The organism is Paenibacillus terreus (genome assembly GCF_042138595.1).
Taxonomy (GTDB): Bacteria; Bacillota; Bacilli; order Paenibacillales; family Paenibacillaceae; genus Paenibacillus; species Paenibacillus terreus.
Genome location: NZ_JBHIRX010000016.1, coordinates 48,597 through 67,265 on the forward strand (window position 1 = coordinate 48,597; position 18,669 = coordinate 67,265).

The 18,669-nt window shown below is 51.3% G+C and carries 18 protein-coding genes; 14 read left to right on the top strand and 4 right to left on the bottom strand.

All coding sequences use genetic code 11. The annotated features are described in order from the left end of the window. Nucleotides 1-49: 49 nt before the first annotated feature. Nucleotides 50-1,417 (bottom strand): YheC/YheD family endospore coat-associated protein, encoded by a 1,368-nt coding sequence (locus ACE5KN_RS23445; protein ID WP_375527550.1) that lies wholly within the window; start codon nucleotides 1,415-1,417, stop codon nucleotides 50-52. A gap of 191 nt (nucleotides 1,418-1,608) precedes the next feature. On the opposite strand from ACE5KN_RS23445, the gene ACE5KN_RS23450 reads away from it, so the two are divergent. The 6 genes from ACE5KN_RS23450 to ACE5KN_RS23475 all read left to right on the top strand — a co-directional run bounded on the left by ACE5KN_RS23450 (nucleotide 1,609) and on the right by ACE5KN_RS23475 (nucleotide 6,158). Then, nucleotides 1,609-1,953 carry a YlbF family regulator gene (locus ACE5KN_RS23450; protein ID WP_375527549.1) on the top strand — a complete coding sequence of 115 codons (345 nt, stop codon included), beginning with the start codon at nucleotides 1,609-1,611 and terminating at the stop codon, nucleotides 1,951-1,953. A 316-nt stretch (nucleotides 1,954-2,269) separates the two neighbouring features. Beyond that, a complete protein-coding gene (locus ACE5KN_RS23455; RefSeq protein ID WP_375527548.1) occupies nucleotides 2,270-2,536 on the top strand; it encodes a hypothetical protein in 267 nt (88 codons plus the stop codon). A 237-nt stretch (nucleotides 2,537-2,773) separates the two neighbouring features. Beyond that, the gene (locus ACE5KN_RS23460) at nucleotides 2,774-3,616 is read left to right on the top strand and encodes a sialate O-acetylesterase (protein WP_375527547.1); all 843 of its coding nucleotides are present in this window, start codon (nucleotides 2,774-2,776) and stop codon (nucleotides 3,614-3,616) included. Next, a complete protein-coding gene (locus tag ACE5KN_RS23465; RefSeq protein ID WP_375527546.1) occupies nucleotides 3,613-4,167 on the top strand; it encodes a PadR family transcriptional regulator in 555 nt (184 codons plus the stop codon). Before ACE5KN_RS23460 ends, ACE5KN_RS23465 begins: the two co-directional genes overlap by 4 nt. 87 nt (nucleotides 4,168-4,254) lie before the next feature. Then, nucleotides 4,255-4,386: a hypothetical protein gene (locus ACE5KN_RS23470; protein ID WP_375527545.1), complete on the top strand. Its 132-nt coding sequence runs from the start codon at nucleotides 4,255-4,257 to the stop codon at nucleotides 4,384-4,386. Between the two features lie 437 nt (nucleotides 4,387-4,823). After that, nucleotides 4,824-6,158: a DRTGG domain-containing protein gene (locus ACE5KN_RS23475; protein ID WP_375527544.1), complete on the top strand. Its 1,335-nt coding sequence runs from the start codon at nucleotides 4,824-4,826 to the stop codon at nucleotides 6,156-6,158. Between the two features lie 33 nt (nucleotides 6,159-6,191). On the opposite strand, the gene ACE5KN_RS23480 is transcribed toward ACE5KN_RS23475, so the two are convergent. Together ACE5KN_RS23480 and ACE5KN_RS23485 are read right to left on the bottom strand one after the other, a co-directional pair. Next, complete coding sequence (locus ACE5KN_RS23480) at nucleotides 6,192-6,668, bottom strand: sporulation membrane protein YtrI (RefSeq protein WP_375527543.1); 477 nt, start codon at nucleotides 6,666-6,668, stop codon at nucleotides 6,192-6,194. 12 nt (nucleotides 6,669-6,680) lie between these two features. Then, nucleotides 6,681-7,007: a YtrH family sporulation protein gene (locus ACE5KN_RS23485; RefSeq protein WP_355318094.1), complete on the bottom strand. Its 327-nt coding sequence runs from the start codon at nucleotides 7,005-7,007 to the stop codon at nucleotides 6,681-6,683. A 373-nt stretch (nucleotides 7,008-7,380) separates the two neighbouring features. Here ACE5KN_RS23485 and ACE5KN_RS23490 point away from each other — a divergent pair, with 373 nt between their 5' ends. The 7 genes from ACE5KN_RS23490 to ant(6) all read left to right on the top strand — a co-directional run bounded on the left by ACE5KN_RS23490 (nucleotide 7,381) and on the right by ant(6) (nucleotide 16,517). Continuing rightward, the gene (locus tag ACE5KN_RS23490; RefSeq protein ID WP_375527542.1) at nucleotides 7,381-10,998 is read left to right on the top strand and encodes a DNA polymerase III subunit alpha; all 3,618 of its coding nucleotides are present in this window, start codon (nucleotides 7,381-7,383) and stop codon (nucleotides 10,996-10,998) included. Between the two features lie 133 nt (nucleotides 10,999-11,131). Next, nucleotides 11,132-11,626, top strand: coding sequence for a phosphatidylglycerophosphatase A family protein (locus ACE5KN_RS23495; RefSeq protein ID WP_375527541.1), 495 nt, complete (start codon nucleotides 11,132-11,134; stop codon nucleotides 11,624-11,626). A gap of 164 nt (nucleotides 11,627-11,790) precedes the next feature. Continuing rightward, nucleotides 11,791-11,979: a glutamate decarboxylase gene (locus ACE5KN_RS23500; RefSeq protein WP_355318100.1), complete on the top strand. Its 189-nt coding sequence runs from the start codon at nucleotides 11,791-11,793 to the stop codon at nucleotides 11,977-11,979. A 157-nt stretch (nucleotides 11,980-12,136) separates the two neighbouring features. Beyond that, nucleotides 12,137-13,030 carry an acetyl-CoA carboxylase, carboxyltransferase subunit beta gene (gene accD / locus ACE5KN_RS23505; RefSeq protein WP_375527540.1) on the top strand — a complete coding sequence of 298 codons (894 nt, stop codon included), beginning with the start codon at nucleotides 12,137-12,139 and terminating at the stop codon, nucleotides 13,028-13,030. Between the two features lies 1 nt (nucleotide 13,031). After that, a complete protein-coding gene (locus ACE5KN_RS23510; RefSeq protein WP_375527539.1) occupies nucleotides 13,032-14,024 on the top strand; it encodes an acetyl-CoA carboxylase carboxyltransferase subunit alpha in 993 nt (330 codons plus the stop codon). A gap of 112 nt (nucleotides 14,025-14,136) precedes the next feature. Continuing rightward, a complete protein-coding gene (gene pyk / locus ACE5KN_RS23515; RefSeq protein WP_375527538.1) occupies nucleotides 14,137-15,552 on the top strand; it encodes a pyruvate kinase in 1,416 nt (471 codons plus the stop codon). Nucleotides 15,553-15,668: 116 nt separating this feature from the next. Then, on the top strand, nucleotides 15,669-16,517 hold the full coding sequence (gene ant(6), locus ACE5KN_RS23520) for an aminoglycoside 6-adenylyltransferase (RefSeq protein WP_375527537.1): 849 nt from the start codon (nucleotides 15,669-15,671) through the stop codon (nucleotides 16,515-16,517). A gap of 119 nt (nucleotides 16,518-16,636) precedes the next feature. On the opposite strand, the gene ACE5KN_RS23525 is transcribed toward ant(6), so the two are convergent. After that, a complete protein-coding gene (locus tag ACE5KN_RS23525) occupies nucleotides 16,637-17,539 on the bottom strand; it encodes a LysR substrate-binding domain-containing protein (protein ID WP_375527536.1) in 903 nt (300 codons plus the stop codon). 187 nt (nucleotides 17,540-17,726) lie between these two features. Between ACE5KN_RS23525 and ACE5KN_RS23530 the strand changes: the two genes are divergently transcribed. Then, nucleotides 17,727-18,665, top strand: a complete 939-nt coding sequence (locus tag ACE5KN_RS23530; protein WP_375527535.1) for a phosphate ABC transporter substrate-binding protein — start codon at nucleotides 17,727-17,729, stop codon at nucleotides 18,663-18,665. Nucleotides 18,666-18,669: the final 4 nt, after the last annotated feature.

The window sequence follows — 18,669 nt, forward strand, 5'->3', positions numbered from 1 at the left end:
CCTCCTTACTCGGACGGATGTTCCGGCAACCATGGACCGGACCGCGCGCCTAAAAACCGGTCAAATGACAGGAATACTCAAGCATTTTCAGAACGGAAGGACGAATCTTCACATCCCCGAGAGGGGTGTTGTCATTTTTGGACGGCTTGGAATTGACTTCAATCAGCCAGACTCGCCCTGAAGTATCAATAGCCAAATCAATACCCAATTCACCGAAGTGGGCGGGGATCGCATGGTCGATCCCTGCTGCGATTCGCAGGGCCGCTGTCTTCAGCTTGCTGTGGGCGTTTGCTTTTGCCGTAGCCGAAAGGGTGGTTTTGGCAACCGCATCCTTTACGGTGCTGAGTGTACCTCCTCTGGCCAGGTTGGACACAAAATGGCTGCCGCCGGCGATGCGCGCAACAATCGAGGTCACGCTCCATGCGCCGTTGCCGTTCTTTTGCACCAGAGCGCGAAAATCCACAGGGCGCGCGTTGTGATGAATCAGTGTAAGCCCCTGCTGGATCTGGTAGCTGGTGGACCGCATTTTGCCTGACAGCCCGCCAAACATTTTGGTGGCATTCGGATAGTTCTGTTTGAGCGGCGAGCCCGTGGTGGTCGTCAGCATGGTGAACGAACCGTCGGCATTTTTGTTAATGCGTATAATCCCTTTGCCAAGGCTGCCGCGCACCGGTTTGACGAATACCTGGTTGTACAAGCCGCACATCCGTTTGAAAATGGCAAAGCTGTCCAGCAAGTGGGACTCGGGCAGATACCGCCGCAGTATGCTGCTGCCTTTTAACGCATCAAAAACCTCGTGTTTATCGAGAAACTTTTCATTAAACACGTAGGCGCCGTAGCGGGATTTTACTTCTTTCATGAAATACTGTACGCTAGGTTTGTTCTCAAGCTTGCGGGAAGTCAGGCGGTTATTGACGACATCGGGTGCCGGCAGTGTAGCCTTTTTCCAGCCATTGCTGAATACCCAGCCCTCAACCCGGTCTGGATTGCCTGAAATATGATCGGGTGTGAAAAAATAGACAAACGCGCCCTGTTTGCCGCATGCACTGGATAGTTCACGGCAAAATTGAGTGATTTTACCAAAAGGCTTGTCGTTTTGCTCGGGATAATCCCGGCTGATGAGGACGCTGATCAGCGGGCCCAGCCGAAGTGTCTTGTTTCTCGGGCTATATTGCATGCGAAGCGTGCAGTCTGAGGGGATTCCCATACTGCTTGCGGTTCCGCTTCCGAGGCGTATTCCGTCATAACGCGGGACAGAGATCGTGGTCATTTCTTGACGGAATGAGCCAAATGCCAGCTGAACAGGATACCCGGCCTGAAGCTTCAGTTGCTTCAGCAGTTTGTCACCAACCATAAGGACGTCATCCTGCAAGATGCCCGATCCCATAACCTGAACCGTTATTTTTTTTTTGGACATCATGGATCTCCTTCCGGGCTGCAACTTCGATGTCTGAGGGAGGCAAGGGCTGCTTCAGTACATTGCATGTAGTTCATCATATGAGGACATATATCCCTTGGTGATTGGCCGCTATTTAAGATCTCAGAAAGTGTAAGCCTGGAAGCGCAAGCTTCCTGAGATTGCAAGAAAAACTTGGAGGAATGCAAACCATGAACATTTATGACAAAGCCCACGATCTGGCAAAAGCGCTGAAAGAGAGCTCCGAGGTAGCTGAAATCACTTCTGCCATGAAGCTGATTGATGCGGACCCGGAAGCGAAGCGGATGCTGGATAATTTTCGGGAACAGCAGATGGAAATGCAGCAGCGCATGATGAGTGGCAACATGCCTGATCAGGAAGAGATGGAGAAGCTGGAAAAGCTGTTTGAGGTGCTCAGCATGAACCTGAGTATCCGCAGGCTCTTTGATGCGGAACGCCGCCTGAGCGTCATTATTGAGGATGTCAACAAAATCATTACTGACAGCATGCAGCATTTGTACGGATCTTCCATGTAAGTACATGTTCAAAAAGTCAGGTTTTCAGCACCGAAGCCTATGCTTCCGAAGTGCGTTTTTTCAAAACGCTTGAGTTGAATGAAGCAAGGGACTGAGGAGCGGAGCGTACTTGGGGTACGTGAGCCCCGGAAGGCCCGGCTGAATTCAAGATTCGATGTCGAATCCACTTCCTGACTTCCTTCGTGATCAAAAGATGACTTTTTGAACAACCTCTATAAGTTTGTCTCATATTTGCGCTCCCTTCCTCATAGACTAGATACATAGATTCGCAATCAGGTTCAGACTGATGCGGAGTAAGGAAGGGGACCGGTATGGTATGTACAAAAAGTGGAAACATGGTGTTTATGTGCTGATTGCCCTGGCGATGGTGCTCATTGCCGTGCCGCGCATTTCGTTGACCGGAGGCTTGAACCTTGTCAACGGGTTTGGCATTGTCTGGGTGCTGTTTGCGCTGATGGTCATTGGCGCAAATCTTCATTTCCTGCTCGGCGTGGACGACGAGAAGCGCAAGGCGCTGGAAAGAGTTCGCAAAGCGAAGCTGCAGCAGTGGCAGCTGCAGCTGGACAAGGAGCGCGGAAGATGATGCGTGGGGAGTCCCGAAAGGTCCTGTTGACCTGGGGGCTCCCCTTTTGTGTGCCCATAAACGATATCGTATTCGTTAGTGTAAAGGACCTTGCCAGATGCCGCGAAGCGTAAATATGGTGTTAGGTGGAATATCTAGCCCTCTTAATATAATTCCATTGACCATAGTCTAATTAGACTATATAATATTTTTAAGTCTAATTAGACCATAATAGTGATGAAAAGGAATGAAGAGTAAATGATAAAGTCATTCTTAATGTTGGGGCAGTCGAATATGGCGGGCCGAGGATTTTTGCATGAAGTCGATCCTATCTATCATGAAAAAATAAAAATGCTGCGCAATGGACAGTGGCAGATGATGACAGAGCCGATTAATTACGACCGTCCGGTTTCCGGTGTAAGCCTGGCGGCGTCTTTTGCCGATGCCTGGTCGAAAGCCAATCCCGATGAAGAAATTGGTTTGATTCCTTGTGCGGAAGGTGGCAGTTCCTTGAATGACTGGCATCCGGAAGGCATCCTTTTTCAGCATGCTTTGTCCGAAGCCCGCTTCGCCCTGCGGTCCAGCCAAATCCAAGGAATCCTTTGGCACCAGGGTGAGAGCGATAGTTATGGTTCACTACATGAAACTTATTACGAGAAATTAACCCTTATCATCGAGACCCTAAGGAACGAATTGAATCTTGATGAGGTGCCGTTGATCATTGGCGAACTTGGTGATTTCCTTGGGAAGACCGGCTTTGGACAGCACGCGACAGAGTATCGACAGGTCAATGAACAATTGCAGCACTTCGCTAACGAACAGCAAAATTGTTATTTTGTAACAGCGGCAGATTTGACCGCGAATCCTGATGGCATTCATTTTGACGCTGTTTCGCAACGCAAATTCGGCTACCGCTATTTCGAGGCTTTTTCGAAAAAGTATCATGTCATGGAACCCATCCCTGGGGAGGAGCAGTCGCTGAAAGTGAAGCGAAACTATTCGAAAACAGAACAGATTTACCTTCATAGCATGGATTTGGCTTCGGATAAAATCACGTACGCAGAATTCGAGGCGCTGATGGCGAAGGTGATGCAGCCTTGATTCCCTTACTCATCCTTGGCTTGCTCATCCAAAACCCCGGCGCTCACGGCTATGAACTACTGGCCTTAATGGAAAAACGTCATTACAAATACATTGTAAATTTCACAAAAGGCTCGTTTTATTACAATCTGCAGCAACTTGAAGAAAAAGGTTGGATTGAACAGATTCAGCAGAATTCTTCAACCAGTGGGCGCGAAATTCGGAACTTTAAAATCACCGGATCGGGAATGGATGAATTCGAAAAATTAATGGTCAAATACGGCACCAAATCGGAATATGTGAACCTGCAATTTTATGGGGCGCTGCTCTTTGCCGATGAATACGACAAAAACAAATTACTGAAACTGATCCAATCGCAAATAGACCAGACTAAAACCCGAATCGCCCTCCTTGATGAATACCTGTCCAACACACAAGAACTTCCCGACACAATCGATTACTACCGCCGTATGAACGAAAATTCCCGTTCCCATCACTTGGTTAACTTAGAGTGGTTTGAACAATTGAAAGCAGAAATAGAGGACATGCTGCATAATAAAAAAAGAAGCTAAATCACTTTATCGTTGGGCAGTGGAAAGCGGTTGTTTGCTGATGGTACGATCCCGGCGGTATTCAGCGTCATTCCCCTCGCGGGCTGAATGTCCGACCGGTTCGGAGCCAAGGTCGTCATGTTCACTGCCATTGCCGGTGCCGCACTTGGCATCATGATCAGCAAGCAGAAAGCGGACAACAAAACAGTTCCTGAAGTCAAGGTGATTGTAGAGTCTTGAGCGACACAGCCAGGAGCAATAATGTAGCAGGCGCGTTGGCGACCTGCTCTTGCTCGTTGAAACAGATGAATCATGAGATAAGCTCTTTATTGCATTCGTCAATTATTTCATTGTAAAAAATTTTACAAAAGCTATCGACCCCTACATTACAGTAAAGATACCGGTGAATCGCTCGCGAGTCTTGTTTAGCAGAGTTAAGCTAACGGGTGCGATAGCTCAATAAGCCGCCTCTTCAACGAGGCGGTTTTCTTATCGTAAAAATCAACATCAGGATTTAACATAGCCAAAAAGAAAAGGAGAACGGATTTTACAAAAGTAGAAAGTATGTTGGGCAATCATAGACTTCAGCCAGCCCATAACTTCGTTTTACTCTGCCCTGACGTATTGCTATAATAGATACAGATTAATACAGATCGAAGTGTGGGGGTGAAACAGTTGTGGAGGGCTATGATGAAACGGTAACGAAGCATGAGCAGCTTTTGCGGCATATTGAGGAGCTGAAGATCGGGTCCAAAATATCCGTGCGGAAGCTGGCCAAAGAGACCGGGGTCAGTGAAGGCACGGCTTATCGTGCCGTCAAGGAAGCGGAGAATCTGGGGATAGTCATCACGAAGGAACGGATCGGCACGGTGCGTGTGGAGAAAAGGCCGCGCGGGATGTCCGAGCAGTTGACCTTTGCCGATGTGGTCAAAATTGTCGAAGGTCATGTGCTGGGCGGAAGCGAGGGACTGGATCAACCCTTGCATAAATATGTGATCGGAGCCATGCGGGAGGAAGCGATGGCCCGTTATATCGACCCGGGCAGCCTGCTTATTGTAGGCAACCGGGATAACGCGCACTCTCTGGCCCTTGAGCAGGGAGCTGGCGTATTGATCACCGGTGGCTTCGGAACGACACGTGACGTCAAGCTGCTCGCGGATAGGCTGAATCTGCCGATCATTTCTTCACGCCACGATACATTTACAGTGGCCTCCATGATCAACAGGGCCATTTTTGACCGGCTGATCAAGAAGAAAATTATGCTCATCGAAGATATTACGGCCCACAAACCCAAGCTGCACACCTTGAAGGGAGGCAGCACGGCGGGAGAATTCGAACGGCTGGCCCATACTACCGGAGAGCATCGGTTTGCGGTCGTGGACGAATGGAACCGTCTTGTTGGTATTGTCAGCCGTGCCGATGTGGAGGGACTTCCGCCGGAGCAGACGATCGATAAGGTTGTGATCCGTAATCCTGTAACGGTATCCCAGCAGACCTCGCTGGCTTCAGCTGCACAGATTATGACGTGGGAGGGCATTCACTACCTTCCTGTCGTGGACCGCAGCCGCAAGCTGGTGGGGGCCGTTACAAGACGTGAAGTATTGGAGGCGCTCCGCAGCGCGCAAAAACAGCCGCAGCTTGGAGAGACGTTCGACCATCTGATCTGGAACGGTTTTGTCGAGGAAAAGGGAGCAGACGGGGAGCTGATGTTCCGCGGTTTCATTATCCCGCAGATGGCCACGAACCTTGGAACGATCTCCGAGGGCGTGCTGATCGACATTATGACCCAGGCGGCCTATCGCACAGCCAAGGATGTAACAGGGAATGATCATGTGCTTGACAATATAACCACTTATTTTATCAGACCTGTGCAGATTGAGGACTCGGTGGTGATTCGTCCGGCTATTCTGGAGACAAGCCGCCGTTTATGCAGACTTGAAATCGAAATTTTGCGGGAGAGCAGCCTGGTGTGTAAAGGGGTCATGACGATGCACTCCATAGATTCGGGCTGACGGCGGTTCTGCTCCATTAAAGTGACAGGCGGGTCAGCTCCGGATATAGGGCCTGACTTCAATCCAGATTTGCAGCACATGCTCCATGACGAGCATCGTTTTGATCTGTATGATGTACTCCTTTTCCCGGACTGTATAGATTTTGCGGTTCAGCAGGGTGCGCACCAGGCGGCTGTCGCTGTCAATTTCGAAAATGTCCCTGCCGCGGAGCACTTCCATATCCTTATACAGCTGCTGGGTGATTTCCTTGATGTCGACAGGATCGATTTTCTCTGCAGATGCCTGCTCGGCGGTGATTTTAATTTTTTTAATGACCGTTTGTCTGCCGCTGAGCTGCTGCAGGGTCTTGTTATCCTCTTGCGCCTGCTGCAGCTGCAGCCGCAGGTCCTGATTCATGGTCCAGAGCTCATTGAAGCGGTTGTGCCACACCGTATTGTAAATAACTGCTCCGAACACCATACCAAGCACGATAAGGGCGGACGACCGGATAGCCTGTATCCATTTATTCATAGGTCGACCCGTTCAGCTGCGACCGCTGCATACCCATTTGACGAGTTCGGTGCCCATGTGCGCGCCGAGAAAGGCAAAGATCAGATACAGAATTTGCTTGATGGCCGGAGACAGATTTCCGTCCAGCACATTGCTCTCAATAACCCGCATGGGATCGATGGTGCCGCCCACGGCGGCGGCCAGCGCCCATATTTTGATCCGTCCGGCAACATCCAGCATGGTTTGTGTAGGGGGCTGAAGCGAGACGACCGCACCCATTCCTCCCAGCAAGGCCCCTCCCAGTACAATCCCAAACGCAATGAAGAAATCCAGAATGGCTTTGGAGATAAATGTGCTCATTCGGCCCGTGCTCCTTTCGACTTGGCAAAGCCAGATAGATTCAGTCCCGGGATGCACACTTGTCCGCTCAGGGCTGTACTTTATTCTATGGGCGGGCTATTGCAGGTTATGATAAAATAGTTTCAATAAAAGTGCGAGTTCAAAAAGTCAGGTTTTCAGCACCGAGAAGGTTGGATGAAGCAGGGACTGAGGAGCGGAGCGTACTTGGGGTACGTGAGCACCGGAAGTCCCGGCTGAATTCAAGATTCGATGTCGAGTCCGCTTCCTGATTAACTTCGTGATCAAAAGATGACTTTTTGAACTACCTCTTAAAGCAACTGAAATTCGTGAGAGACTTTTGCATAGAGACAACGGGTGAAAGGAAGAGAAGCGCATGAGCTCTTTTGTGCATTTGCACGTTCACAGTGAATACAGTCTGCTGGACGGCGCGGCTCGTACCCTGGACCTGGTTAAACAAGCCGCAGCGGATGGGATGGAGGCGCTGGCCCTGACGGATCATGGGGTCATGTACGGCATTATCCCTTTTTACAAGGCCTGCATCGAACACGGCGTCAAGCCTATTATCGGGTGTGAAGCCTACTTGACGGCAGGCTCCCGCAAGGAGCGCGGCAGCCGCAAGGATCAGCCCATATACCACTTGATACTGCTCGCCAAAAATATGGCGGGCTACCGCAATTTAATGAAGCTTTGCTCCATTGGGCATCTGGAAGGCTTCCACTATAAGCCGCGCATCGACATGGAAAGTCTGGCGGCCCATAGCGAAGGTATCATCTGTCTGAGCGCCTGTCTGGGCGGAGAGGTACCGCAGCACCTGCTTCACGGCCGTGAAGAGGAAGCCCGGCGGGCTGCAAGGCGGTACCTGGATATTTTCGGCGACGACTTTTATCTGGAGCTGCAGGATCACGGGCTGCCGGAACAGAAGCGGGTGAATGGGCTTTTGGTTACGCTTGCGCAGGAGCTTGGTATTCCCCTTGTGGCAACCAATGACATTCACTATCTGACCCGTGAGGATGCGGAGGTCCAGGATGTGCTGATCTGTATCGGAACAGGAAAAACGGTGGAGGATGAAGGACGCTTCCGCATTCCGACGGATCAGCTTTATTTCAAGAGCGCGGAGGAGATGGCACGTTTGTTTCCCCATATTCCGGAAGCGCTTGAGAACACGGTAAAAATTGCCCGCCAGTGCAATGTGGAGCTGGAATTCGGCAAATCGATCCTGCCGGCTTACCGCCCTCTGCCAGAGGGAATGACACCTGCCGTCTATTTGCAGCAGTTGTGCAGCGCAGGCTTAGAGAAGCGGTATGCTTCCACTCCGCTGTGGACAGACCCTGAAGGGCGGCGGGAGCTTGAAGCGAGACTGGAATATGAGCTCAGCACGATTGAGAGCATGGGGTTCAGCGACTATTTTTTAATAGTTTGGGACTTTATCGCATTTGCTCATCAGAACGGGATCGTAACAGGACCGGGGAGGGGCTCCTCGGCCGGCAGTCTTGTTGCTTATGTGCTGGAAATCACGAATGTTGACCCCATCAAGTATAAGCTGCTGTTCGAGCGCTTCCTGAATCCTGAACGGATCACCATGCCGGATATCGATATCGATTTCAGCGACGAGCGGCGGGATGAAGTGATTGCTTACGTGACTGAAAAATACGGACGTGAGCATGTGGCCCAGATCATTACCTTCGGAACACTGGCCGCCAGAGCTGCGGTACGCGACGTGGGCAGGGTGCTGAATGTGCCGTACGGTGAAGTGGATAGAGCGGCGAAGCTGATTCCGGGGCAGCTCGGCATTCATATCAGCAGGGCGCTGGAGATCAGCCCTGATCTGAAGGAGTTGTATGAGACGAAGCCACAGACCCGCAATCTGCTGGATATGGCCATGAAGGTGGAGGGCATGCCGCGCCACGCCTCGACCCATGCCGCAGGTGTTGTCATCTCGCAATCCCCCCTGACGGATTCGGTGCCGCTGCAGGAGGGCGGGGAAGGCATTCCGCTGACCCAGTATTCCATGGAAAACCTGGAATCCATCGGTCTGCTCAAGATGGACTTTCTCGGTCTGCGGACTCTGTCCATTATCGAGCGCTGTCAGAAGTGGATCCAGGAGCAGTATGGCGAGCATCCCGATTTCAGCAAAATCAGCGACGATGACAGCCTCACCTATGAGATGCTGGGGCACGGAGATACGACGGGCGTATTCCAGCTGGAGTCGGCGGGAATGCGGCGTGTTCTTAAGGAGCTGAAGCCATCAAGGTTTGAAGATATTATATCCGTAGTGGCACTGTACCGGCCGGGTCCGATGGAGTTTATTCCGCGGTTTATCGAGGCCAAGCATGGAAAGACGGAGGTTCAATACCCGCATCCCGACCTGGAGCCGATCCTCAGGGATACCTTCGGCATTATCGTTTACCAGGAGCAGATTATGCAGATTGCATCCCGAATGGCGGGCTTTTCGCTGGGAGACGCCGATTTGCTGCGCAGGGCGGTGTCCAAGAAGAAGCGTGAAGTGCTGAACCGGGAGCGCGGACATTTCGTGCAGGGCAGCCTGAAGCAAGGGTACTCTGAAGCCGAGGCGGAGGCCGTGTATGATATGATCGTCCGCTTTGCCGACTACGGCTTTCCGCGGGCGCATGCCGCTGCCTATGGCGTGCTGGCCTTTCAGACGGCATATCTGAAGGCGCACTATCCCGTTCATTTCATGTCCTCCATGCTGGCCGCCGTAATGGGCAGCCACCGCAAGGTGGCGGAATATGTCGTCGAATGCAGGCGCATGGGCATTGAGGTGCTGCCGCCGGATGTCAATGAAAGCGGAGTGCTCTTCACACCTGTAGTCCTGAATGACCCGGACGATTCGGTAAATGAAGGCATGTCAAGACCCGGCAACATCCGCTTCGGCCTTGCGGCGATCAAGAATGTCGGAACCCAGGCGATGGAAAGCATTCTGGCAGTCCGGGCCGAGAAGCCGTTCGAAAGCCTGCTGGATTTCTGCCGCCGCGTGGATTTGCGCGTATGCAACAAAAGGGTGATCGAATCCTTGATTCAGGCAGGCGCATTCGACTCATTGCCCGGCCACCGCGCACAGCTTCTGGCCATGCTCGACGAGGCGGTGGAGGCTGCCCTGAAATGGCGCAAGGAACGGGATGATCTGCAGATTCAGCTGTTCGATTTTGTGGAGACACCGAACTGGGACATCCCGTATCCGGAGGTGCCGCCGTTCAGCGGGAGTCAGCAGCTGGAGCTGGAGCGCGAACTGCTGGGGCTGTATCTGTCCGGTCATCCCTTGGACGATTTCGGGGAAGAGCTGGAAGCGGCCGGGACTGACAGGCTGATGGAGCTTGCCGAAGCGGAGGACGAAGCGGCGGTGGTCACGGCGGGCATGGTCGTCTCGGTCAAAACGATCACGACGAAGCAGGGCAAGCCTATGGCCTTCATCGAGTTGGAGGACCAGATTGAACGCTGTGAGGTCGTGCTGTTCCCCGAGGTGTGGCGGCGCAGCCAGCGTCTTGTGGAGAAGGGCGCCTTGCTCGCCGTGCGCGCGAAGATCCAGCAGCAGGATGAGCATTTCAAGCTGCTCGCCGACGAAGTCGGACCCCTTGGCAGGGAAGAGCTGGAGCGGCTGCGGCGCAGGCTGTCCGGCAGTGCCGGAGCGCCGGCAGCGGGCTCCGCAAACCGTGCGGCACGAACCAATGCGCGCCCGCAGGCCGGTAATGCGGCGGTCCAGACCGCGCCAACCTGGAGCGTTGCTCCTGAGCGTAATGCTTCTGCCCCGCGTGTATTTGTCAAAATTACACGGCAGGCCGAGGAGGATGCGGAGCTGCTGGCGCAGCTTAAAGAGGTGCTGCAGGAACACAGCGGCCCGCTTGAAACCATATTGTTCTACGAGAGCAGCCAGAAGCTGCTGGCACTGAGCCAGGCATACAGAATCGAGCCGTCACGGGAGCTGATCGGACAGCTGGAGGCGCTGCTCGGCAAGGGAACAGTCCGGGTTAAATGACTCAAATTGGATGATTTTTGAACTATTTGGCTTTCTTCCGCATACACTTGAGAACATTGGCAAACTGATTCAAAATTTTTCACGAGCTCGCAAAGCCGGAGTATTGCGGCCGCGGTGAAACGGAGGGAGTCTAATGTCACAGGTGTATGTAGAGGAGCTGCTGAAACGCAGAGGAGTCGGAATCGAGTCCATTGCAGAAATTGTTTTTCATTTGCAGCATGGCTATTATCCGGATTTGACATTAGAGGAATGTGCCGAGAGTGTCAGGGCCGTCCTGCAGAAAAGGGAAGTTCAGTATACGCTTTATACCGGCATTGCACTGGATGAATTAGCCGAGCAGAGGCTTTTGCCCCAGCCGCTGCAGGCAATGATGGAGGCTGACGAACCATTGTTCGGAGTCGATGAAACCCTTGCTCTTGGAATCACCAGCGTGTATGGCATGATCGGCTTGACAAGTTTCGGATACGTGGATAAAGATAAAACAGGCATCATGAAGCATCTGAACAACAAAGAGCAAGGCATTCATGTCTTTTTAGACGACCTTGTTGCCGGCCTGGCGGCGGCCGCCTCCGCCAGAATTGCGCACCGGAATGAGGGGGCAAGGCAGTATCCTACCCCGTTATCTTAAAATTTAATAGACGGGCAAAACACGCGTGAAGCCTGTGTTGTTCGTATTTTTCAGTTTCTGGCCCCCCCTTTGACAAGGGGGGCCTTTCTTGCGGGAAAAAAGAAAGGTATGGTATCATTGTTTCATTATACGGACTCAGAACATCATATTTAGGGGGTTAAGAGGTGTGGACGGTGATCTATATTGCGCCTACGGCCAAGCTGGCCGAGAGGATCAAGCTTAAACTGTCCGAGGAAGGTTTTCTGGTGAAGACGCGCGCGATCAGCGCTTCCAAGCAGCAGTTTGAGATACTCGTCCCTTCTGGAGAAGTCGAAGAAGTTCAGGAAGTGCTTAATTCCATTTTGCACCCCTGAGTCCGAAACGGCGGCAGTGACATAAGAAGAGTATGGACAACGGTGACGCCCGCGGGCGTCGGCGGCTGATATTATATCGTATTTCAGGAGCCGCAGAGGCGACACGATGACCTTTATCGGTTGCGGCCGACAAATTCACGGCTGAAGAGGTGTAGTTGTGTTTAAAGATTTATTTCAGAAGAAGAGGAAATACGCGACCATCCCGTCCGACAGGACGCTGCGAAGTGGCGATCAGGAGACACAGGAACGCCCCAAGAGGGAGATTCCCGAAGGTCTGATGACCAAATGCGGGAAGTGCGGAACAATCCAATACAGCAAAGAATTAGAGAAAAATCTGAAAGTATGTCCAAATTGCGGTTATCACATGCGGCTGAATGCGCTGGAACGGATTAAAATGACGTTGGACGAGGAAGGCTTTACGGAATTTGACGCGGACATGATCTCGGTCGATCCGCTGGGGTTCCCGGGGTACAGCAGCAAGCTCGAACAGCAGACGCTGAAGTCGGGGTTGCGTGAAGCGGTGGTTACCGGGCGCGGAACGATAGGCGGACAGCCTGTTGTGGCCGCTGTTATGAGTTTTGACTTTTTCACAGGCAGCATGGGTTCTGTAGTAGGCGAGAAGATAACCCGTGCTATTGAACATGCCATCGAACATAAACTGCCGATGATCATCTTTTCGACATCCGGCGGCGCACGGATGCAGGAAAGCATTCTGAGCCTCATGCAAATGGCCAAGACAAGCGCTGCCCTTGCCCGGCTGGACGAGCAGGGCGGCCTTTATATTTCTGTGATCACCGATCCGACGACCGGTGGCGTATCAGCAAGCTTCGCCACGCTTGGAGACATTAACATTGCGGAGCCGGGCGCAGTATTCGGCTTCGCGGGCCGGATTGTCATCGAGCAGACGATTCGCCAAAAGCTGCCTGATGATTTTCAGACCTCGGAGTTTAATCTGCAGCACGGCCAGCTCGATATGGTGGTGCACCGCAAGGACATGCGTACAACACTTGCCAAGCTGCTGGAACTTCACAGCACGAAAGGGGCGAACTAGATTGGCAGGAGAATTGCCTTACGAAAAACCTCTAGTGGAGATGCGGCAAAAGATTCAGGAGCTGCAGCAGTTCGGTCAGGAAAAAGGGATCGATTTCACAGAGGAAATCAGCCGGCTTGAGGAGCGGTACCGCAAGCTGGAAGAAGAGATATACAGCAACATTACCGCTGCACAAAAAATGCATCTTGCCAGGCACCAGCAACGGCCAACATCGCTGGACCTGATCGAGCTGGTGTTCACGGACTTCATGGAACTGCATGGCGACCGCCTCTTCGGTGACGATTTGGCGGTTGTAGGCGGACTGGCCCGGCTGAACGGCACGCCGGTTACGGTAATCGGACAGCAGCGGGGGAAGGACACGAAGGACAATATTGCGCGTTTTTTCGGCAGTCCGCATCCGGAAGGTTTCCGCAAAGCGCTGCGTCTTATGCAGCAGGCGGACAAGTTCCGCCGGCCGATTATTACATTTATCGACACCAAAGGGGCCTATCCCGGAAATACGGCAGAAGAGAGAGGTCAATCGGAAGCGATCGCCCGCAACCTGCGGGAAATGGCGAAGCTTTCGGTGCCTGTTATTTGTGTGGTCATCGGTGAGGGAGGAAGTGGGGGCGCGCTCGCCATGGCTGTAGGCAACCGGGTTCTGATGATGGAGCATGCCATTTACTCCGCGATTTCTCCTAACGGAGCGGCCTCCATTCTGTGGAAGGACGCATCCAAAGCGGACCAGGCGGCTGAAGCGATGAAAATTACCGCGCATGATTTGCTGGACATGGAAGTGATCGAAGAGATTATTCCTGAGCCGCAGGGCGGCGCTCACCGGGACTACGAGCAGACAGCGCAAGCGATTAAATCGGCTCTGGAAGTGCATCTGCAGCAGCTGTCGTCCATGAATCCGGATGAGCTCAAGGAAGACCGCTACCGCAAGTTCCGCAAAATCGGCGAGTTTACATTTGCACAGGACCAAACGCCCAGTACGGTTTTGAATGAGGAATAATGGATAAACATTAAATATGACGAAGTTCCTATACAAAAAGAAAAAATTATAGTAGATTTAATTGTTGGAAAAAGATATAGACAGACCTTGTGAAAACGGAGGAAAACCCAAAATGCGCAAAACAAAGATCGTATGTACCATCGGTCCTTCCAGCGAGTCGTTGGAAAATGTAAAGAAACTGATTATGGCCGGCATGAATGTGGCCCGTCTGAACTTCTCCCACGGTGATTTCGAGGAGCATGGCAACCGTATCAAGAACATCCGCCAAGCCTGCCAGGAGCTGAACAAAAACGTTGCTGTGCTGCTCGATACGAAGGGGCCGGAAATCCGGACCGGAAAGCTTGAAGTCGAGCCGATCGAACTTATTCAGGACGAGTACGTTACACTTACGACGGAAGAAATTCTGGGTACGAAAGAACGCCTTTCCGTTACGTACCGTGATCTTCCTTCCGATGTGAAGCCTGGTTCGACGATTCTGATCGACGACGGTCTGATCGGTCTCACTGTTGTTGAAGTTGCGGGAACCGAAATTAAATGCCGTATCGTGAACGGCGGTACGATCAAAAGCAAGAAAGGCTGCAACGTGCCAGGGGTCAGCATTTCCCTGCCTGGTATTACGGAAAAGGATGCTGCGGATATTGTATTTGGTATCGAGCAGGGCATTGATTTTATCGCTGCTTCTTTTGTACGGAAAGCAAGCGACGTATTGGAAATCCGCGAGCTGCTTGAGAAGCATAATGCGAGCCATATCCAGATCATTTCCAAGATCGAGAACCAGCAGGGTGTAGATAACCTGGATGAAATTCTGGAAGTGTCCGACGGGCTGATGGTAGCACGTGGTGACCTCGGGGTAGAAATTCCTGCCGAAGAAGTTCCGCTCGTGCAGAAGCTTATGATTGAGAAATGTAATATTGCCGGCAAACCGGTGATCACGGCGACACAGATGCTGGATTCCATGCAGCGCAACCCGCGCCCTACCCGTGCGGAAGCAAGTGACGTTGCCAACGCGATCTTCGACGGAACGGATGCGATCATGCTGTCCGGCGAAACGGCTGCTGGTAAATATCCTGTTGAGTCGGTGCTTACGATGTCCCGCATTGCCGAGAAAGCAGAATCCGCTTTGAACTACCGTCAGCTGTTTAAGAAACAAAGAACGGCGCAGGAAGTCAGCGTTACGGAAGCGATCAGCCAATCGGTTTCCATCTCCGCGCTTGATCTGCATGCGAAAGCGATCCTTACTTCGACAGAGTCGGGTACTACAGCCCGCATGATTTCGAAGTATCGTCCGCAAGCTCCGATCATTGCCGTTACGACCGATGAGCGGACTCTCCGCCGGATGGCCCTCACCTGGGGCGTGGTGGCTGTACAGGGAAGATCTGTGGACACAACGGATGAGCTCTTTAACAACGCTATTGAAGGCGGATTAAAGACTGGTCTTGTTAAAGAAGGAGATCTTGTTGTCATCACGGCAGGTGTTCCTCTTGGACGCTCCGGCTCCACGAACCTGATCAAAGTGACTCAGGTATAAAAGACAGGTAAACTATAGGCTGTTCCCGCTGCAGAATTTTATTCTGCGCTGAGGAGCAGCTTTTTTTAGTATAATGAGCAGTTATTATTCGGGTTAAAAGAAGGGAGGCGGCAAGCTTGAGAAGTGAACAGGACATGATGAAGCTGCTGGTGAATTTTGCGGTGGAGGACCCCAGAATCCGTTTGGTCACTTTGGAAGGTTCAAGAACCAACAAAAATATTGCCCCTGATGCATTTCAGGATTACGATATTTCATATTTTGTGACCGATATGGACTCTTTCAAGGAAAATGATGACTGGCTTAATCATTTCGGCAAGCGCATGATGATGCAAAAGCCGGAGGATATGGAGCTGTTTCCGGCAGAGCTGGGCAGCTGGTTCTCCTATATCATTCTTTTTGAAGACGGCAATAAATTGGACCTGACGCTCATTCCGCTTGATGAGACAGAAGAGTATTTCAGCAGCAGCGACGGTTTGGTTGAAGTTTTGCTGGATAAAGACAGCCTGATTCAAAATGAAGTGCGGGCAGATGACCGCCAATATTGGATTCAGAAACCAACGGCCAGGAAATTTGACGATTGCTGCAATGAATTCTGGATGACTACGACATACGTAGTCAAAGGATTGGCGCGAAAGGAAATTTTGTTTGCCATCGACCACCTGCATGAGGTCGTTCGTCCTAACTTGCTTCGAATGATGGCCTGGCAAATTGGAGCAGAGCGAGGGTATTCCTTTAGTGTGGGAAAAAATTATAAATTTATTGATCAATACCTTCCGAATGAAGATTGGGAAGCGTTATTGTCAACTTACGCCGGCAATGGCTACGAAAATATGTGGCAGTCTTTATTCACCTGCTGCGAGCTGTTCAGAAAATACGCCAAAGCCGTGGCGGCAAGTCAGGGCTTCAAGTATCCGGATTATGACGAAGCCATCACTGGATATACCATGAATATCTACAACTCATAGATACGATAAACGCAAGGAGATGCCCCTAAGGTTCCGCTGATCTGGGGCTCTCCTTTTTCATTATTCCTCGATTCTTTATTGCCTCCAAATTTCGATGTTTCTGCCGAATCTAAAATGCTTTACATTCCCATCGTTTGCCCTGTTTGGCCGAGAATAAAGCTCTTGAATGCTTCTTTAGACTCAGACAGCGGATGATTTCCATGCATCATATAGATTTCATAAAAAGCCGGCCGAGCGCCGGGCAGGGCATGCCATACGATCCCCTCTTCCCGTTCACGAATGCCGCATGCCGGAAAAAAGGAGATCATGCCCCCGGCTGACACCGCATGCTTGACTGCTTCCAAGGACCCGGACTCCAGTACGATATTTGCAGAGGTCATGGAGATGCTGTTCCGTTCAAACCATGTCTTCGCAAAGCTGTGCAGAAACGATGGAGAAGAGGCGATGGCGAAAGCTTCATGGAGCAGCGTTTCTTTCAGGGATGAACCGTCCAAGCGAAGTGATCGCGATGCAGAAGTGATCATCCCCATTTCATCCCGGAATACAGGATGACAGGTGATTGAATCGGACAGGAGCGGATCATGCACAAATGCAAAATCAATTTCTCCCTCCTGCAGCAGCCGGTTGATTGTATCCGCCGGGTGAATTTCAAGCAAAATATAGGCCTCGGGTTTTATTTTGGTATATTCCGTCACGGGCCCGGGAAGGATATAGCTCCCGGGAATGATTTCTGCAGCAATCCGAATTCTCTTACCCGTCAGGCCTGCATGGTCCGCCAGCGCCTGCATGGCTGCGGATTCCAGGGAGAGAATCTGCCTGGCATAAGGAAGCAGCTTTCTTCCGGCCTCCGTAAGCAGGATTCGGCCTTTTGCAGCGTGGAACAGCGGTGTCTGCATTTCTTTCTCCATACTCTTCATGTGGAAGGACACTGTTGGCTGCTTCATATTTAATGCTTGTGCGACTTCAGTCACTTTATGATACCTGTCCATAAGTACCAGAATCTGATATTTGAGCAAATTCAAAGCTAATCCCCTGCCTAAAATAAGTATAGATTTATTGTATACAAAAAATCGATAAAATCTATTGTTTTTTGATACTGCTTTTACAAAACTATGTTTTTAACCTAACAATCGAAAACTACAATGTAAAAGTAGTTGATGGACAAAAATAAACACAAACCGTCACTAACTAAGGGGAGGACAATTTATCATGTTGAAAAAATGGCCGTTCGTTCTGATGACACTTACTCTGGTGTTCCTGCTTGCCGCATGCGGTGCGGGCAATAATGCAGCGCAGGGCGGAGAGACAGGAGGAACAACCAACGAAGGTGGTCAGACTGCAGAAACACCAGCTTTGAGCGGAAATGTCCTGGCTGTTGGTTCCACTGCACTGCAGCCGTTGGTAGAGCAAGCTGCACAGAAGTTTATGGCTGAAGATCAATATAAAGGTATCTCTGTTCAGGTTCAAGGCGGCGGAAGCGGTACGGGTCTGACACAAGTGTCCGGCGGACAAGCGGATATCGGCAACTCTGACGTATTTGCTCAAGAGAAGCTGGAATCCGGTGCGGATGAGCTTGTTGACCATCAGGTAGCTGTTGTAGCCATGGCTGCTGTTGCTAACCCTAAAGTTGGCGTGGACAACTTGACCAAAGAACAACTGGTAGACATTTTCACTGGCAAAGTGAAGAACTGGAAAGAAGTTGGCGGTGCGGATCAAGAAATCGTGATTGTTAACCGTCCCAGCAGTTCCGGTACACGTGCTACTTTCGAGAAATATGCTCTTGGCACAAAAACGGAAGACCTTCCAGGCTCCATCCAACAGGATTCTTCCGGTACAGTTAAAAAGCTGATCGCTGAAACACCTGGCGCAATTGGTTACCTGGCTCTGTCTTACCTGGATGACACGGTTACTTCTCTGAAATACAACGGCGTTGAAGCTACTGTAGAGAACGTGGAAAAAGGCGACTATCCGGTATGGGCTTACGAGCACATGTACACGAAAGGCGACCCGCAGCCTCATGTAAAAGCTTTCCTGGACTACATCCTGTCCGATGCAGTGCAACAAGCTGATGTTAAGGATCTTGGCTACATTCCAGTAGGCGGTATGCAAGTTACTCGTGACGTTGACGGCAACGTAACGAAAAAATAATAGC

Bases quoted from the DNA above. Each gene is read 5' to 3' on its own strand.
- ACE5KN_RS23445 (WP_375527550.1), bottom strand. From the start codon at position 1,417: ATGTCCAAAAAAAAAATAACGGTTCAGGTTATGGGATCGGGCATCTTG.
- ACE5KN_RS23450 (WP_375527549.1), top strand. From the start codon at position 1,609: ATGAACATTTATGACAAAGCCCACGATCTGGCAAAAGCGCTGAAAGAG.
- ACE5KN_RS23455 (WP_375527548.1), top strand. From the start codon at position 2,270: ATGTACAAAAAGTGGAAACATGGTGTTTATGTGCTGATTGCCCTGGCG.
- ACE5KN_RS23460 (WP_375527547.1), top strand. From the start codon at position 2,774: ATGATAAAGTCATTCTTAATGTTGGGGCAGTCGAATATGGCGGGCCGA.
- ACE5KN_RS23470 (WP_375527545.1), top strand. From the start codon at position 4,255: ATGTCCGACCGGTTCGGAGCCAAGGTCGTCATGTTCACTGCCATTGCC.
- ACE5KN_RS23480 (WP_375527543.1), bottom strand. From the start codon at position 6,668: ATGAATAAATGGATACAGGCTATCCGGTCGTCCGCCCTTATCGTGCTT.
- ACE5KN_RS23485 (WP_355318094.1), bottom strand. From the start codon at position 7,007: ATGAGCACATTTATCTCCAAAGCCATTCTGGATTTCTTCATTGCGTTT.
- ACE5KN_RS23490 (WP_375527542.1), top strand. From the start codon at position 7,381: ATGAGCTCTTTTGTGCATTTGCACGTTCACAGTGAATACAGTCTGCTG.
- ACE5KN_RS23495 (WP_375527541.1), top strand. From the start codon at position 11,132: ATGTCACAGGTGTATGTAGAGGAGCTGCTGAAACGCAGAGGAGTCGGA.
- pyk (WP_375527538.1), top strand. From the start codon at position 14,137: ATGCGCAAAACAAAGATCGTATGTACCATCGGTCCTTCCAGCGAGTCG.
- ACE5KN_RS23530 (WP_375527535.1), top strand. From the start codon at position 17,727: ATGTTGAAAAAATGGCCGTTCGTTCTGATGACACTTACTCTGGTGTTC.